Origin of the sequence: Bacillus sp. FJAT-45037 (genome assembly GCF_002797325.1) — a bacterium.
In the GTDB taxonomy this organism is placed as follows: Bacteria; Bacillota; Bacilli; order Bacillales; family Bacillaceae_D; genus Alkalihalophilus.
Window position 1 is genome coordinate 553,308 of the sequence record NZ_KZ454938.1, and the last position, 16,949, is coordinate 570,256.

At 38.4% G+C, this 16,949-nt stretch carries 11 protein-coding genes and 1 pseudogene; 7 read left to right on the forward strand and 5 right to left on the reverse strand.

Annotated elements, in window-relative coordinates; translation table 11 throughout:
* Nucleotides 1–304: 304 nt before the first annotated feature.
* Both CDZ88_RS02715 and CDZ88_RS02720 read left to right on the forward strand, forming a co-directional pair.
* Complete coding sequence (locus CDZ88_RS02715) at nt 305–493, forward strand: PspC domain-containing protein (RefSeq protein WP_442857077.1); 189 nt, start codon at nt 305–307, stop codon at nt 491–493.
* A gap of 131 nt (nt 494–624) precedes the next feature.
* On the forward strand, nt 625–1,173 hold the full coding sequence (locus CDZ88_RS02720) for a hypothetical protein (protein WP_100372077.1): 549 nt from the start codon (nt 625–627) through the stop codon (nt 1,171–1,173).
* Nucleotides 1,174–1,383: 210 nt separating this feature from the next.
* Here the strand turns inward: CDZ88_RS02720 and CDZ88_RS02725 are convergent, their stop codons facing one another.
* The 3 genes from CDZ88_RS02725 to CDZ88_RS02735 are packed head-to-tail and all read right to left on the reverse strand — an operon-like array spanning nt 1,384 to nt 4,508.
* Nucleotides 1,384–1,887: a glycosyl-4,4'-diaponeurosporenoate acyltransferase CrtO family protein gene (locus tag CDZ88_RS02725; RefSeq protein ID WP_100372078.1), complete on the reverse strand. Its 504-nt coding sequence runs from the start codon at nt 1,885–1,887 to the stop codon at nt 1,384–1,386.
* Complete coding sequence (locus tag CDZ88_RS02730) at nt 1,884–2,960, reverse strand: glycosyltransferase family 2 protein (RefSeq protein ID WP_100372079.1); 1,077 nt, start codon at nt 2,958–2,960, stop codon at nt 1,884–1,886. The genes CDZ88_RS02725 and CDZ88_RS02730 overlap by 4 nt, the downstream gene beginning before the upstream one ends.
* Nucleotides 2,961–2,984: 24 nt before the next feature.
* Nucleotides 2,985–4,508, reverse strand: coding sequence for a phytoene desaturase family protein (locus tag CDZ88_RS02735; protein WP_100372080.1), 1,524 nt, complete (start codon nt 4,506–4,508; stop codon nt 2,985–2,987).
* A gap of 278 nt (nt 4,509–4,786) precedes the next feature.
* On the opposite strand from CDZ88_RS02735, the gene CDZ88_RS02740 reads away from it, so the two are divergent.
* The 5 genes and pseudogenes from CDZ88_RS02740 (at nt 4,787) to CDZ88_RS02760 (ending at nt 15,712) form a co-directional block, all read left to right on the forward strand.
* Entirely contained in the window at nt 4,787–5,089 is a 303-nt protein-coding gene (locus CDZ88_RS02740) for a hypothetical protein (RefSeq protein WP_100372081.1), read from the forward strand.
* 396 nt (nt 5,090–5,485) lie between these two features.
* Nucleotides 5,486–7,669: a catalase/peroxidase HPI gene (katG, locus tag CDZ88_RS02745; RefSeq protein ID WP_100374578.1), complete on the forward strand. Its 2,184-nt coding sequence runs from the start codon at nt 5,486–5,488 to the stop codon at nt 7,667–7,669.
* A 210-nt stretch (nt 7,670–7,879) separates the two neighbouring features.
* Nucleotides 7,880–11,635 carry an AAA domain-containing protein gene (locus CDZ88_RS02750; protein ID WP_100372082.1) on the forward strand — a complete coding sequence of 1,252 codons (3,756 nt, stop codon included), beginning with the start codon at nt 7,880–7,882 and terminating at the stop codon, nt 11,633–11,635.
* 570 nt (nt 11,636–12,205) lie between these two features.
* Nucleotides 12,206–12,596: pseudogene (locus CDZ88_RS02755) on the forward strand (transposase); the annotation flags it as partial.
* A 527-nt stretch (nt 12,597–13,123) separates the two neighbouring features.
* Nucleotides 13,124–15,712 (forward strand): TrlF family AAA-like ATPase, encoded by a 2,589-nt coding sequence (locus CDZ88_RS02760; RefSeq protein ID WP_100372083.1) that lies wholly within the window; start codon nt 13,124–13,126, stop codon nt 15,710–15,712.
* 134 nt (nt 15,713–15,846) lie between these two features.
* On the opposite strand, the gene CDZ88_RS02765 is transcribed toward CDZ88_RS02760, so the two are convergent.
* Both CDZ88_RS02765 and CDZ88_RS02770 read right to left on the reverse strand, forming a co-directional pair.
* On the reverse strand, nt 15,847–16,395 hold the full coding sequence (locus CDZ88_RS02765) for a M20/M25/M40 family metallo-hydrolase (protein WP_232718535.1): 549 nt from the start codon (nt 16,393–16,395) through the stop codon (nt 15,847–15,849).
* 98 nt (nt 16,396–16,493) lie between these two features.
* Nucleotides 16,494–16,949: ATP-binding protein (locus CDZ88_RS02770; RefSeq protein ID WP_198507809.1), on the reverse strand; the 456-nt coding region annotated here is incomplete at its 5' end.

The window sequence follows — 16,949 nt, forward strand, 5'->3', positions numbered from 1 at the left end:
ATGCAAAAATAATCAAAGGGACTATTCTTCTGATGTTGTTTGTACTTCCTGGATAAGTCGTGGGACTATTATTATTGAAGAGAAAAATACTGAAAAGTTATATGAGAAATGATTGATATATTAAGGAAGGGTTGTCATTTGACAGTCCCTTTTTCTTATTATTAATACTGGTTAAACAAAGGGTGCGTTAATTTAACAAATGTCAGCGCACTTCTTCTGCTAACGGAGCAATAGAGTGCAATAATAATTTGGTTTTATATGGTAAAATAAATATAAATAAAGGGATTGTACGAGAGGGGGGGATATGGGGTTGAAAAATAAGTTAAGAAAGTCATCAACAAATAAGTCTATAACAGGTGTTTGTGGTGGTATAGCCGAATATTTTGGTATATCTTCATTTGCGGTAAGACTTATATTTATATTTTTACCTGCCAATATACTTCTATATTTAATTCTTACTAATGCGATGTCTGATAGCCCACCGTCTTTATAATTTTAAATTGAAGTAACGGATAGCTTTAATTCAATAATGAGAGCAGTCAAATGCGTGGTTGCTCCTTTTTATTTTATTGAACTAAATGCAGAATACTTGAGCCAGAAAATCTAAAATTGAGGTGTAGGTAAATGGTATTTAAGCGGATTTGGAAATTGTTTTGTTTTACTTTAATAATCTTTTGGATGACTGCTTGTAGTACAGAAACTATGGAAAATGCTATGAGTGAAGTTGAATCTACAGATTTATCTAATGAAAGTATTGAGGATATTAAAGTAGGTATGTCAATCGATGATAAATCTTTTATAATGAAACACGGAAATTTCGAACCATACCCAGCTAATGAACACTATGCCACACAAAGAAATTATGACCACTACTGGAACAAAGATATTATTATGAGTATTGATAGAGAAACAAAGGAAATTTTACAAGTCGGAGTTCTTGAAGGAAATAATGCATCTTCAAGCGCAATGGGAATAAAAATAGGCACGTCTATTGACGAAGTTATAACAATCTACGGTGAGAATTATTTTACTTATGAAGATAAAGAGCAAGACATCTATATAATAGGGTATGTTGACCAACTTAATAATTTAGAATTATCTTTTGTACACTTTGACGAAAAGGTTGTAGGCATTAGTACTGGTTATGCTTTTGACAGAATGAAATGGGAATAGAAATAAAAATATTAGACTTATTAAAGTAACGGGAGCGATTGCTCAATAAAGCGTAATCGCTTTTCCTTGTTGAAGTAACGGAGCAGGTTAATGAAGTAGAGAAATTATTTCCCTTGCTTTTTACTGAATATCAGTGCATCGAAAAGAGGGGCAAGTGGCGATTAATACATAAGGTAGTTAAATCAACCGGTGTGATTCTTCTACCACTACTTACATAGAAGATTTTTTTGAAGTTGTGAGAGAAATGGAAAGAAATGAGGGTTCCTTTCTTTTAAGAATAGCTACTAAACGACCACGATTATAACGTTGAATGAGTATAAAAGGCAGATTAAAGCACAGAGCATAGAGGACGATAATCGTTCCGGAGAGTGTATCATTAAATGTGAAAAAAATAGGAGCTGGGGCAATCTGTAATAGATGAGAGAGCTCAGCTCGTTTCGTTTCTAGAATGAATCGTTGTAAATCTTCTTGCACGCGAACATTCAGTTTGTTTTTTTTGATCCCTCGTTTTGTCCACCCGCCTCCATCAGGCAGTTTCGTTTTCCACGCTTTAATGGATAATGCATCATAAATTTGACCATTCTTTTCCCATTCTTGTAATTGAAATATCCAATTAAAATGCTCAATAACTCGTTTTGAAAATAGAGACGATAATAGAACGATGGTCAGTTGAATAACTAACAAAGCAAGGGTGTTAACAAAAAAAGGGCTCATGACTTCTCCTCCTTTATAACAATGGTTCTTCCCTTCCAATTTGCGGTTTTAGTAGTTGTAGTTACGACCGAATAGGCAAAGACAAATAGAAAGAACAAGAGATGGATAGGGAGAAGTAGAACATCAAAAAAAGTGAAATTCCCTATTCTTTTTAATATACGATACAAAATAAAACATAGTATTGCATATAAAGACAGACTCATTACTATGTTGTTACGGTTCATCATCTGTTCAAGAATGGTCGAGGTCAACAGTGTAATCCATAGTGCAACGATAATGGTTAAAAGTTTATTTGTCATTTTTGCGCCTGAGGCAAAGCTCTTTGACCAACCATTTATCACCGCTCTAAGGTTTCCTTTGTACATCCTCATAGAAACCATCATTTCTCCACTCATTGCTTCAATTTGTAGACCAGATTTTGCTGCATGTTGCACGAATGAATAATGCTCGACAATATCACGTTTGACAAGTCTATGACCATCTAATTTAAAGTAACTTTCTTTTTTAATGAGCATGCACTGGCCAAATCCGCCTTGAATGGAGCAGAAAGGCGAAAGAAGATGGGTGGAACCAGTTGAAGCATAAACGATTAGGTGAAAGATAGAAGAGAGTTTCTCATAGAATGTTTTCATTTTGTGATATGGATGAACGGTTAGGACGTCTGCATGCGATACGCGTATTAATTTATCAAGTCCCTCATCATCAAACCACGTATCTGCATCAATGAATAAGAAGTGTGATCCCCTTGCGATGGTAGCCCCATTCCAACAAGCCCAAGGTTTTCCTAACCAGTTTTCTGGAAGAGGAGGGGCATCAATGACAGTTGCCCCTAGCTGTATCGCTCTCTGTTTCGTTTCATCTGTTGAATGATCGTTTACCACTATTATTTCTATCTGTTTATTCGTCAGTTGTCTATTAATTGAATGCAATAGACGAGGGAGGTTATTTTCTTCATTTCTTGCAGGGATAATGATGCTGAGACTTTTCACAGCTGAGTGAGCGACTTGTGACTTTTTTTTAATGTTCCAAAATAACAAGAGTGTTAACAAGAATGTAACGATCCATGAAATCATGAGAGACCTCCGTTTATGACATACTCAAGCAAGAATCTGTCCGTCATTTTCATCATTAAATACATTTGATTCATGTTCGATGATGAGATTAGCTGTTAAATGACCAGATAATGTGACCATAGGAACACCACCACCAGGATGAGTCGAACCACCAACAAAGTACAGGTTCTCATATTCATGACTTTTGTTTGGTATTTTAAATCCACCATTGCGTTTCCGGTCAGTTACCGTGCCGTATATAGATCCACCGTTTGAACCATAGAGCTCCCCTATATCCTCAGGAGTAAATGTATATTCATACTCTATGTGACTTCGTAACTCAGTCAGCCCCATACGCTCTAATTTAGCTAGAATTAGTTCACGATATTTTTCTTTATTGTGATTCCATGTTTCACCCTTCTTTAAAGGTGGGACATGAGTTAGGATAAATAAATTTTCTTTGCCCTTAGGTGCTTGGGTAGGATCTGTTTTTGCAGAAATCCCAACATAAATAGTAGGGTCTTCTGATAACGAGTGTGCTTCAAACAACTCATGAAACTCTTTTTCCTGATTCTCGCTAAAAAAGAAATTATGATGGGCTAACTGGTCATACGTACGGTTGATACCGAGTAATAAAACCAATCCTGACACGGTAGGACTAAATTTTTTCAGTGAATGTACGGCATGGTCCCTTTTCTTTTTGTCACTGACCATAGTTTCATAAAAAGGAATTGCTTCAAGGTTAGAAACAACTAGGTCGGAATGAATAGCAAGATCATTTTCTAGTTGAACTCCTTGAACGCTGTTACCTGATAGAAGGACGCTTGTTACTTTTTGATTGCACATAATCGTAACCCCAAGTTCATTTAATACCTTTTCCATAGCCTCAGCTATTTTATACATCCCTCCTTCAACATAAAAAACACCAATGCCAAGTTGAATATGAGACATTTGCGAGAGTATAGCTGGAGCTTGATAAGGAGAAGATCCGATATACATCGTTAAGAAGTTAAACAATTGTTGTAAATGTTTATTACTAAAATATCGTTTCGTGGTCTGATCAAATGTTTTTGTTGGAGCCATTTGAAGAAGTTCACTTAAACGATGTTCGTTGCGCATATCTGGTAAGCCGTTAATACTTCTTTTATAGAAGCTTTTCATGCTTAGTTTGTACATGTTCTGGCAATGTTGTAAGTACGGAAAGAAGAGAGTAGCATCTTTTTCAGAGAGTTCTTTTATCTGCTCTAGCATTTTTGGTATGTCGCTTGTTAGATCAATGGTCGTCCCATCTTGAAAAAAAGTCCTCCAACCAGGCTCCACCCGTCTGATCGTTAAATAGTCATGAATGTTTCGACCGACAGATTCAAACAAGGTTTCGAGCACCCAGGGCATCGTTAAAATAGATGGGCCAGTGTCAAAAGTAAATCCGTTACCTTTTCGGATGTTTAGCTTGCCTCCAAGCCTTTCACCTTTTTCAACAATTGTTACCTGATAATCTCTTGCAGCTAAGCGAATAGCAGTAGACATACCTGCTAATCCACCACCAATTATGACAACCTTTTTGTTCATATCATAGTCCTCCTTTGGATTACCGTATTATCTGTTTCGGCGTAACCAATAGGAATTATTCAAGGAATAAGGAATTTTTTTAAGATGAAACGAATGTGATGATCTATTGTTGAATGAATGGACTCGTCTTATTTATTTTTTCTTTGTCCCCGCATAATTAAGCCTTTTTACATTATCAATAAAAAGGCTTATGAGCAGATCACTTTGCCCAAGCATGTCTCCCTTTCTTACATATAGTAATCATGTAAGTAACTTCCCAAAGAAAGGGGGAAAAAATAATGTGGGGTAATAATTGCTACCAAAATTCGTGTTCGAATTCTAATGGGTTTGGACGCGATAGTGAGGGCTGTGATTGCGATACCTTTTTTAAAGACATTTCACGCGGCGAAGAAGTGAAAGTATATCTAAAAGGCGGCGGGTATGTATTTGGCGAGTTTATTGATACTCGTGATGATTTTGTTCTTCTTGCAAGAGCTAACAGTCATGACCGTAACGAACACCATAAACATCACTGTCATAAAAGTGATAGAGTGAGAATTATAACGATCTGTTGCGATGAAATTGCTGCAGTAGAGGTTTAATCCTCCTCTCGAGGGTATATTCTTCTTGCTGTATCTTGTTGGTACGAAGGAAGAGGCAAACTAACCCTTTCTAAATCGTTTAAATGAACTATTAGGAAGCCACTCTTTGGAAAAGAGTGGCTTTTTAACATGATTAGAAAATATGAATCACAATCTCCTCATATAGATGAAGCAGTCCTCTTCATTAATCGATGGATCATTTCACCTGTTGGTACTCACTACTTCCCACTGGAATCTGCAGGTTTTTTTGAAACCTCAAGCATATTTCTTTTTATTTCGGTCATAGTTTATTATAATTATAATGTAAGAATCAATACAGTTTCTGTTGTTGTTTCGTTCATTGTAATGTATGGTTGTTTGCTAGTTAATCTTCTTAAAACGAAAGGAGAATTACGTATGGATATGAAAGAAAATGAAAATGCAGGAAAATGCCCGTTTACAGGGGAAAGTGATTCTGGTAAGTCTTCTAGAGGTACGAAAAACACCGATTGGTGGCCTAATCAGCTAGACTTGAATGTTCTTCATCAGCATGACACGAAAACGAACCCACTGGGTGAAGATTTTAATTATGCAGAAGAATTTAAAACACTAGATTACGATGCCTTGAAGAAGGATCTTCACAATCTTATGACAGATAGTCAGGATTGGTGGCCTGCCGATTACGGTCATTATGGCCCATTCTTTATCCGTATGTCCTGGCACGCAGCAGGTACATACCGTACAGTAGACGGTCGCGGTGGCGGTGGAAGTGGTTCCCAGCGCTTTGCTCCTCTTAACAGCTGGCCCGACAACGGAAACCTAGATAAGGCCCGTCGCCTGCTTTGGCCGATTAAACAGAAGTATGGCAACAAGCTCTCTTGGGCTGACCTGCTCGTTTTTACAGGGAATGTAGCAATCGAATCCATGGGAGGAAAAACGATTGGATTTGGTGGAGGACGCGAAGACATCTGGCATCCTGAGGAAGACGTCAATTGGGGTCCTGAAAAAGAGTGGCTTGGAGATAATCGTTACTCCGGCGAACGTGATTTGGAGAACCCACTTGCTGCCGTTCAGATGGGCTTGATCTATGTGAATCCTGAAGGTCCAAACGGTAAACCCGATCCGCTTGGAAGTGCCCGTGATATTCGTGATACCTTTAAACGTATGGGAATGAACGATGAAGAAACAGTGGCACTCACAGCCGGTGGACATACATTTGGTAAGGCCCACGGTGCAGGTGACCCCTCACATGTTAGTGAAGAACCAGAAGGGTCACTAGTTGAACACCAAGGTTTCGGTTGGAAGAGCACACATGAAACGGGTCACGGTGCCTTCACCATCACAAGTGGAATTGAAGGGGCATGGACTCCGACTCCCACAAAATGGGATATGAGTTATTTTGATATGCTGTTCGGATACGAATGGGAGCTTACGAAGAGTCCTGCAGGTGCGTATCAATGGGCTCCTGTAGATCCTGATGAGGAACATCTTGCACCTGATGCAGAAGATTCATCAAAACGCGTTCCGACGATGATGACCACGGCAGATATGGCGATGCGTATGGATCCAGATTACGAAAAGATCTCTCGTCGTTTCCACAAGAACCCAGACGAGTTTGCCGATGCCTTTGCTCATGCGTGGTTCAAGTTGCTCCACCGTGATATGGGACCTCGTGATCGATATCTAGGTCCAGAAGTTCCAGAAGAAGAATTCATTTGGCAGGATCCGATCCCGGCGGTAGATTATGAATTATCAGAGGCAGAAATAAATGAGTTAAAAACAAAAATACTAGCTTCCGATCTTACTGCAAGCGAACTGATCAGTACGGCTTGGGCTTCAGCCAGCACATTCCGTAACTCTGATAAACGCGGTGGTGCAAATGGTGCACGTATCCGTCTTGAACCACAGAAGAACTGGGAAGCAAATGAACCAGAGCAGCTTTCAAAAGTATTAACAGTTCTAGAAGGCATTCAAAGCGGCCTTGATAAAAAGATTAGCATGGCTGACTTGATTGTATTAGGCGGTAGTGCAGCAGTCGAAAAGGCAGCAAACGATGCAGGCATTGATGTAACGGTTCCGTTTACACCTGGTCGTGGTGATGCTATACAAGAGCAAACAGACGTAGAAAACTTTGAAGTACTTGAGCCGGTGTCTGATGGATTCCGTAACTATCATAAGAAAGAATATAGTATCAAACCAGAAGAGTTCCTGGTAGACAAGGCTCAGCTCTTAGACCTAACGGCAAAAGAAATGACGGTATTGATCGGCGGCATGCGTGTTCTTGGAACGAACCATGGCGGCACACAACATGGTGTCTTCACCGATCGTGTCGGCACCCTCACAAACGACTTTTTTGTAAACCTACTTGATATGGGAATCGAGTGGAAGCCTGTAGATGGCGGTGTTTATGAAGGACGTGACCGTAAATCGGGCGAATTTGTTCGTACCGCATCGAGAGTAGACCTAGTCTTCGGTTCACACTCCGTACTCCGTGCCCTTGCCGAAGTATACGCGCAAGACGATAGCAAAGAAAAGTTTGTTCATGACTTTATCGCTGCTTGGGTTAAGATCATGGATGCAGACCGTTTCGACGTTAAGTAAAATATAGCAATAAAAGAGACACTTTATTTACTTCATAAGGAAAGGCTCTATAGCTTTCTTTATTTCAATCGCACCACCCAACTCCCGGGTGGTGTTTTTGTCATATTCCTCGCCTTTTCTCGATACACTTCTCATGGGGGTGGACTTCTACTTTTGGTGTATTTCTGGTAAGCTCAGTAGTGGGAATTTAATGGTAGGAAGAGGTCTAAGATGAGAGATAATTTACTTCACATGCGTGATAAATTAAATGATATTAGTAAGCGTAATCGGTCGATCCGGTTATTAAAGTTATACAATAAATGGAGTTTTGATTTGGCGGAATTACAGAAAGTGAAAGGACCTGAGGCAGCTCAAGCTGTTGTCGCTAAAGTACTGGAAAACCACGGAAGAGACATCCCGCTACTCGAACCTTCGATAGAAAACGATGAATCCTTACGATTATCGAAAAAGCTAACCGATTTATTTCGGAACGTCAAAGCAATCGAAGATGAATCAGGTGTGTATGACTTTTTCTTAGGTTATCCCTTTATCCAAGGGACAATGGCGGATGGCACGTTCTTTCAAGCACCGCTATTTCTCTACCCGGTTCGATTAACAAAGGAAAACACTCATAAGCAGCGGTGGGTACTAAAAGCTGTGGAGGACGAACCGCAAGTTAATCGCACGTTATTTCTAGCCTTAAAGAAAGTGAATGGACTCTCGTACTCAGATGAGTGGTTAGAGGAGTTAAACGAAGCAGCTTTAGCGCGAGATGAGCCATTGTGGTTGAAGAAGCTCGAACAGGCATTTCCTTCGATTTCAGTTGGAGAAGGTGAGATAAGTCGACTGATTGAGTACAAAAAAGAAGACATTCCAGAAACCACTTCAACAAGGATACTAAGGCATGCCGTGTTGGGGAATTTTCCACAAGGAGGCTCTTCCCTCGTTCGAGATTACGATCTGATGATGAGTTTACTAGAGGAGGGCGATCTAGCCTTAGCCGAAGAGCTAGTCGATCCAAAAGATCAAGCCTTTGAATCCTCTGTGTTCGGAAGTGGGGAAGACAGTGACACGCGACGAGTCACCGAAAGTGATAAGTTATTTCTCATGCAAACAGATGGCTCTCAAGAAGAGATCTTAAATGAAGCAAGGTATCAAAGAGGCCTCGTTGTGCACGGACCTCCGGGTACAGGGAAATCTCAAGTCATTGTAAATCTGATCACAGACGCATTGCACCAGAACAAGAAAGTGCTGGTCGTCTGTCAAAAACGTGCAGCTTTAGATGTGATTTACCAACGGGTGGACAGCTTAGTTCTCTCTGCTCATATCGCACTGATTCATGATGAGAAACATGACCGAAAAGCGATGTACGGAAAAATAGAAAGATTGCTCGATCAAACAGAGTCTCAATTTGATCAAGCAGAAAAAGAATTTAAAGAAGTGTCTGAGAAGTTGAGCACACAAGAACAACTCTTAAACTCAATCACGAAAACATTGTACGAATACCAGCCGTTTGGATTTAGGTTATATGATTTATACGGTAGAGCGGATCGAATGGAAACGCAGACAATCATTGTCGATATGAGTGATCTGTTAGAAGAACTAGATAAGGCGACACTAGAAGATGTGCTGCCAAAGGTGTACACCTATGCGGAATACTACGAGAGATTTGGAGGGAACGATTATCCACTAAAGGCACGGCAATCATTTGCGTCTATGGAAATGAAAGATAAGATGATGATGATTGAAACGTTAAAAGCAGTCATCGACAAGGCGAAAACATCAACAACCTATCTAGACAGCCTTGATCAAGAAAAGATTACACCAGCCTACACATGGCTTGTAAATAACAAGATTGAAAAGATCTACGATGACTTAGATCCAAACAACAAGCGTACGTTGCAAGGACTTACGTTGTGGTGGTGGACGTCGTTTACAGGAAAACAGGTCATTGAAGAGTTGTTAGATGGCTCGAAATTCAAAGGGCTTCAATCAAGAGAGTGGCTTGACGTGCGTGAAGGGTTAAAAACGATGCATCACCTGGCAAATGTGACCGAAGAGATGTCGATAGAACTAGAAACATTGAAGCGATACGTAGATCAAGACGTTGTGGAAAAGTGGAAAGCTCGAGTTTCAGAAGGGGACATTCCGCTAGAAGAACTTGATAAATGCTTAGAATACGTCCATCAAGATTTTGATGACTTAAGACAAATGGATGCGGCATTGGCGACGAGTACTCCTCTTGTAAAGAAAGTCATTCAAAAGCTCACGGAAAAAGACTTGCCATTAACGAATGCATTACCTAAAACGTGGGTGAAGCTAATTGAAAACTCTACCTACATTCATTGGATTGATCAGGTTGAAAGAGAAAATCCAGATGTACAAAAAATTTCAACGACTGAATTTAGTCGAATTCGTGAGACGTTTGCTAAAGGGATCGATGAAAAGATGGACGTCGCCAAGCGTTACTTGCAGCATGAATTAGCAAGTCAATCCCAACAAGTTAAACAAGAACATGGCCGAAGCATGAAAGAACTGAAGCATCAAGTGACGAAGAAAAGACGGGTCTGGACCTTACGCAGAACAGTTGAAGAGTTTGCACATAAAGGATTGTTTGACCTGATGCCTGTATGGCTCACATCACCTGAAACAGTGTCGTCGATCTTCCCACTAGAAGAAGGATTATTTGATCTCGTCATTTTCGACGAAGCTTCACAATGTACAGTCGAAAGCAGCATTCCGTCTGTTTACCGCGGGAAGCAATTGATTGTGGCCGGGGATGAGAAACAATTACCCCCATTCAATATGTTCCAAAGCTCGGTGTCGAGTGACGACGAGGAGGAAGTTGATTATGACTTTGATGAATCACAAAGTCTCTTAAACTTAGCGAAGCGCAGATTCCCTGAGAAGATTCTGCAGTGGCATTACCGCTCGAAATACGAAGATCTCATTAATTTCTCGAATCATGCCTTTTACCAAGGACAGGTTCAGATTGCTCCCAATGTCTGGCCAAAACAAGATCCACCCGCTTTAAGATGGATGAAAGTCGATGGCCGCTGGATCAATCAAAGCAATGAAGTAGAAGCAATTGCGGTTGTCGATCAAATCAAAGAACTACTCGTTAAAGATCCAGATAAAAGCATCGGCGTCATCACATTTAATGCGAAGCAACAAGATAAGATCCTAGACATCATCGATAAAAAGGTTCAAGAAGACACGGAGTTTCATGCCTTGTACACCCAAGTGATGGCAAAAGAATTAGATGAGCGAATCTTCGTTAAAAATATCGAAAACGTCCAAGGAGACGAACGCGATCTGATCCTATTCTCGATTGGGTATGCCAAAAACGAACAAGGACGCATCTATAACCGCTTCGGAATGTTGAATCAACAAGGCGGAGAAAATCGCCTGAATGTAGCGGTCACCCGTGCCAAAGAAGGAATCATCGTCCTCTCGAGTATTGAACCAGAAGAACTAAGTGTCTCAAGCACGGCTCATATCGGGCCACAGCTCTTAAAGTCATACTTAAAATACGTGAGAGCCGTGTCACAAATTAATAGCGAACAAGTGAAACAAGTGATCCAAGAAATTACGGTCGCGACCAACACACAAACACAGTCATCCGATCTACACTTTGATTCACCATTTGAAGAAGAGGTGTATAAGCAGCTCGACGATTTAGGCTACAAGGTCGATACCCAAGTCGGAATGTCCGGCTACCGCATTGACCTCGCCGTCATTCACCCTACCGATCCAAGCCGTTACATCATTGGCATCGAATGTGACGGAGCGATGTATCACAGCTCCCAAAACGCCAAAGAACGCGACGTCTACAGACAACGATTCCTAGAATCAAGAGGCTGGACCATCGACCGAATCTGGAGCGGAAACTGGTGGAAAAACCCATCCACCGAAATCGAACGAATCGACCAACACATTAAGCAAATGGTGAAGGAAGGAGAAGTGAGGGAGAAAGTGAAGAGTTGATGTAGGGATGCGGCTTCTAAAGAGGCCGTGTCTTTTTTTATTCATAATATTTAAATGGCATACTCAGTCAATAAATGTTTATTATTGGATATCTAAATGTGTTGTTAAAATTTTCTTTAACATATTTTGATGGTATTCTAATATATTAAGCTAACAGTGCCTGGAACTGTTAGCCAGACCAAGTCCGCCACTTCACGCATACCAAAGTCACCCGAAATCATGTTTGCCACATGCGCCCGATCATCATCAAAGACATCGACAACCTCAGAAAAGTCTATAGCCTCGCAGGAAATATCTTGATGAGACTAGAGCATAAAGACGAAATGTGGAAGGCGAGCAGACAAAAGTTGTATCGGAAGAAGGTTTATAATGGGAGGGGTTTGGGTCTTAAAGGAGAGGGAGAAGGCAGAAAATGACGCAGGAGCCCTGTGGGGAGGAGGTCCTGCGTTTTTCTTATGAATTAGAAAATCACTGACTATGCCGGGGATTCAAAACAGTTTATAGCGTGGAACCTCACTTCATGGTTAGCACCGCTTCGTGTCACTATAGAAGGAGGTATGCCATGTGAAGGATGTTGAATCAGATACATATATACGTCCCAACGCTGAAACATTAACGTATTCTACTACAAATCGAGAGGGTTACCGTCAGTATCATTCATTCTAATCCTTCAACGTGCGAAAGCTGTCCCCTCCTTCAGCAATGTACCACGTCCAAAAATCATTAGAAGGTGATCACTCGGCATGTGTGGAGAGTAGTAAGGAGAGAGTGAGAGAAAATAGAATTTCTCCAGAAGGTAAGGTCATCTATAAAAAAGGGAATAGACGATAGAGCGAAGCTTTGCGGATTCAAAACGACTCGCTACTGCCGGTTACGCAGCTTAATTGGTGATAATGAACAAGCACTCATGACAGCTATCGCACAGAACATAAGGAAGATTACAAACCACCTCACCCTTTAGTGAGGTGGTTTGTAATCTTCTTTTAATAAGGAATTTTTAGATGAAAACAACAAAAATAAATTAAGAGCAACCCAACTTTTTAAGTGGGGTTGCTCAACAATCTGACCAACAGTTCACACTCGTGATTTTTATTATCTCATGAGTTTTTCTACTAATCGCTATCAAAAGTGATAATTCAGATTGATAGACAAGTGAATATTAGTATAAAACTTTTTCGTTCTCTTCATTTAAGTAATTGGGAATAAGCAATGCTATCAGTTCATGCATCACTAGTTTGGAAGATGATTATGAAAAAGATACTTAGCAACACGAGATCTTCTGTCTTTCCTCAATATATTTTGAATCCTAGTCTAGTATATCCCTTTTATAGATATAGGTGGCGGAATTTGTCGATAAATACCTTAATAACTACCGTTTTTTATATAGTAAAATAGACTTAAGTAGATTGTTGGGCATTACTTTCTTAAAATAAATTAAGGAAATATAGTTCACGCTAATATCAATCTTAAACTTTAAGGGGGTCTATCATGTTTAAGAATGGTACAGAATGGATAAGAGCAGATTTTCATCTTCATACTAAAGCAGATAAAGAATTTTCATACTCTGGAGAGAATGATCGTTTTATCAGTGATTATGTAAAAAAACTCAAAGCGGAAGGTATTAAACTAGGAATAATTACTAACCATAATAAATTTGATTTAGAAGAGTATAAAGGTTTAAAGAAAAAAGCCAAAAAAGAAAACATAACTATATTGCCTGGTGTTGAGCTGTCTGTTAAAGAGGGAGCAAACGGAATACATTGTTTAATCGTATTCAAAGAGGAAGACTGGATTAATGGAAAAAGTGAAAACATTAATCAATTTGTTGATGAAGTGTTTAAGGGAATTGATAATAGAGAAAATGAAAACACACGCTGTAATAAAGATTTAGCTGGAACTATTGAAAGCCTCAATACCTATAACAAAGATTATTTTATTTTAATGGCTCACATTGAACAGAAAAGTGGATTTGAAGCAGAGTGTAATGGTGGTTTAATAGAATCACTGAGTACGAATGGTTGGTTTAAAGATAAAGTTTATGGATTTCAAAAAGGTAGAACTAGAGATAAAATGAAACAACTTGAAAAATGGATGGGATACAAAATTCCTTATATTGAGGGTTCAGATTGTAAATCAATAGATCAAATAGGCAAAGGAAATAAATCTTATATTAAAATAGGGGATGGGAATTTTGATTCTGTTGTACTTGCATTTCAGGATTATCAAAATCGAATTTCCCTGTCTGAAAGAGAATATATTCACGGATATATTAAATCGGTCGAGTTCATTGGTGGAAAGATGGATAATCAAAAATTAGATTTATCTCCGGAATTAAATAGTTTGATCGGGATTCGGGGTAGTGGTAAGTCAAGCATAATTGAAGCCATTAGATACACTTTAGATATGTCACCATCAAAAGCCGATGCGGATTATAAGTCAGAAGTAGTAAAAAACTTGCTTGAGTCAGGTGGACAAGTAATAATTGAATTACAAGATAACTTTAAAAAAAATTATAAGATTAAAAGAATTTTAGGAGAACCCCCGCGTATCCTTGATGAAAATGATAAGGATATAGAAATTACAATAAATTCGATTCTTCAAACACCATTATATTTTGGACAGAAAGACTTATCCTACATGGATAACGGATTTGAGTTACGTTTATTAGACAAATTGGTTGGTAAAAAAACAAAATCATTTCAAGGAAGTTTATCAACAATCAATGAGCAATTATGCAATCATATCAATCAGTTATTTAAAGTAAATGATGAAGTTAATACTTTACCTGATTTGAAGAGCAATCTAAAAGACATTCGACATAAAATAAAGATATTTGAAGAGAAAGGGTTAGATTCAAAGCTTTCGAAACAAGTTACTTTCCAAAAGGATGAAAGTAATATAAAAAATATACATGAATTAATCAATAGTTTCAAAGATAATGCGAAGGAGCTACTAGATTCTAGTAGTCTTAGTGAACTTATTGAACTAAGTAATCTTGAATCTAAGGAAGTACCAGAGCTGTTTATTAAATTATCACAAGAAGTTTCTGCAATAATTAATATTAAAAAAGAAATTCAGGAAATTATAGCGAATATTGATAATAGGTCTAAACTGGTTAAAGGATATTTAACTGAGATCCGTGTAACTATAAATTCACTTGAAGAAGAATTCGCTGAAATTAAAAGAGAAATTGACATACCGAATTTAAATCCAGATGACTTTGCAAAATTTAAAGATACAGAAGATAAATTGAATAAGTCTATTGATAAAGTCAATAAACAAGAAGAAAATAAGGATAAAATTTATTCTCAAATTCGAGCTGTCTTAGATAAAAGAAATCAATTATTACTTGATGAATTTAACGTATATAAAGATGAAATTGAAAAAATAAATGTAAACCAAAATTCATTAGAATTAAGTATTGAATTTAAAGGTAATAAAGAGTTTTTTCTTGAAAAATTAAAGGAGTCATTTAAAGGTTCTAATATTAATCAAATTGCTTACAAAAATATATGTGAAAAACATTCTGATTTTGCATCTCTTATAGCAGATATCTTATTAGATGACGCTAAAATAACTTCTATTTTAATTACTGATGCACAATTATCAAAAGTGAAAGAGAGGATTAAAGATAACTATAATGAACTATTAGAAGTTAGGACTCCTAACCAAATTGAAATAAAGTATCATGGAAAATCTATAACAAAGCATTCTATTGGACAAAGGGCATCAGCATTAGTTCTTTTCATTTTATCTCAAAAGGATAATAACTTGATTATGATAGATCAACCAGAGGATGATTTAGATAATCAAGTAATTTATAACGAAATAATCACAAAGGTAAAGAAAAGGAAGCCTGGAGTGCAATTTATTTTTGCAACCCATAATGCTAATATTCCAGTATTAGGTGATTCAGAACAAGTAATTGCTGTTTCATATGATGAAAAACTCATAACAGTAGAAAGCGGTAGTGTTGATAATAAAGACATTCAAAACAAAATCGTTGATATTATGGAAGGTGGACAAGAAGCATTTAACAAGAGAACCAAAATATACAATTTATGGAAAAGTGAATAATAGCCATTTTAAGAACGATAGCGCTCAAGCTTACAAGAGGTTTATAAGCAACAGAAATAGATAAAATGTGCTCTTAAAAATAAATTCGACAAGTGCCTGGCACTTGTCGAATTTTCGGTATACATAAATCAACATTATGCTTCCTCCGCAGCATTCACCTCACCCCTCACTGTGATAACCTGACCATGCAACACGCCCTCGATCAATAGCACTGTTTCATATGCAGCTCTGTAATCGAGTACTTCAAAATCCGTGTGCTCGTGTAAATAGCCTGCAGATAAATTGACAGAAGGAATTCCATAATCAGCAAACACTCTTGCATCACTTGATCCTCCTACAGTCATCTTCCAATTACCCATACCTAATAACTGACCTGTGTTTTCAAAGAGTTCACCATAGCTATCTGGGCAGAAAGTGGTATTATAATTTGATGTCACAATATCTCTAGTGCCCCTGCGATCAACGACAATCGCCGCATCAACATCTGTTATGAAATCTTGATCAATCTCTCGCGCACCGACGCATCCGATTTCTTCTTTAACAGTGAAGGCCACTTTCAACGTGCCATTAAAGTTTGTTTTAGAAACGCGAGATAGAACATTTAAGATAATGGCAATGCCAGCGCGGTCATCTGCTCCTAAGATTGCTTCTGAACTAGATGAAAATATAGCGATTCTGAACAACACGTGCCAGTTAAATAGCTGGCTTGTATTTGGCAAGAGAAAAATGTATAAAACGGCAACCCTTTTTGAATGCCACTTACCAACCTAATTTCTCTAACTTACATCTCTCTTAATGCTAATGATTCTTTCATTCGATTGCTATTCCCTCCAAAAAGGACTAAGTGGGAATGGTGAATCAGACGGTCTACGACTGCTTCTGTTAGAATAGGATCTCCGAAAACATGATTCCACTGCCCAAATTGGAGGTTCGTTGTGATAATAATACTTCTTTTTTCATAACACAGAGAAATCACTTGGAAAAGCAACTCAGCTCCCTGCTTATGTAAAGGGATGTAACCTAATTCATCCAGTATTAATAGATCTAACTTCTCAATCCTCTTGAAAAGTTTAGTAAGAGTGCCTTTCTCATTGGCATCTAATAGTTCATTTGCGAGGGAGGCAATAGTGTAAAACTTAACACGTTTTCCATGTTTATGTATGGCGTTTAGGCCAATGAGCGTGGAGAGGTACGTCTTTCCAGCACCTACACCCCCATAGAAAACCATATTTTCCTT

Bases quoted from the DNA above. Each gene is read 5' to 3' on its own strand.
- CDZ88_RS02730 (WP_100372079.1), bottom strand. From the start codon at position 2,960: ATGATTTCATGGATCGTTACATTCTTGTTAACACTCTTGTTATTTTGG.
- katG (WP_100374578.1), top strand. From the start codon at position 5,486: ATGGATATGAAAGAAAATGAAAATGCAGGAAAATGCCCGTTTACAGGG.
- CDZ88_RS02715 (WP_442857077.1), top strand. From the start codon at position 305: ATGGGGTTGAAAAATAAGTTAAGAAAGTCATCAACAAATAAGTCTATA.
- CDZ88_RS02740 (WP_100372081.1), top strand. From the start codon at position 4,787: ATGTGGGGTAATAATTGCTACCAAAATTCGTGTTCGAATTCTAATGGG.
- CDZ88_RS02760 (WP_100372083.1), top strand. From the start codon at position 13,124: ATGTTTAAGAATGGTACAGAATGGATAAGAGCAGATTTTCATCTTCAT.
- CDZ88_RS02725 (WP_100372078.1), bottom strand. From the start codon at position 1,887: ATGAGCCCTTTTTTTGTTAACACCCTTGCTTTGTTAGTTATTCAACTG.
- CDZ88_RS02735 (WP_100372080.1), bottom strand. From the start codon at position 4,508: ATGAACAAAAAGGTTGTCATAATTGGTGGTGGATTAGCAGGTATGTCT.
- CDZ88_RS02720 (WP_100372077.1), top strand. From the start codon at position 625: ATGGTATTTAAGCGGATTTGGAAATTGTTTTGTTTTACTTTAATAATC.
- CDZ88_RS02750 (WP_100372082.1), top strand. From the start codon at position 7,880: ATGAGAGATAATTTACTTCACATGCGTGATAAATTAAATGATATTAGT.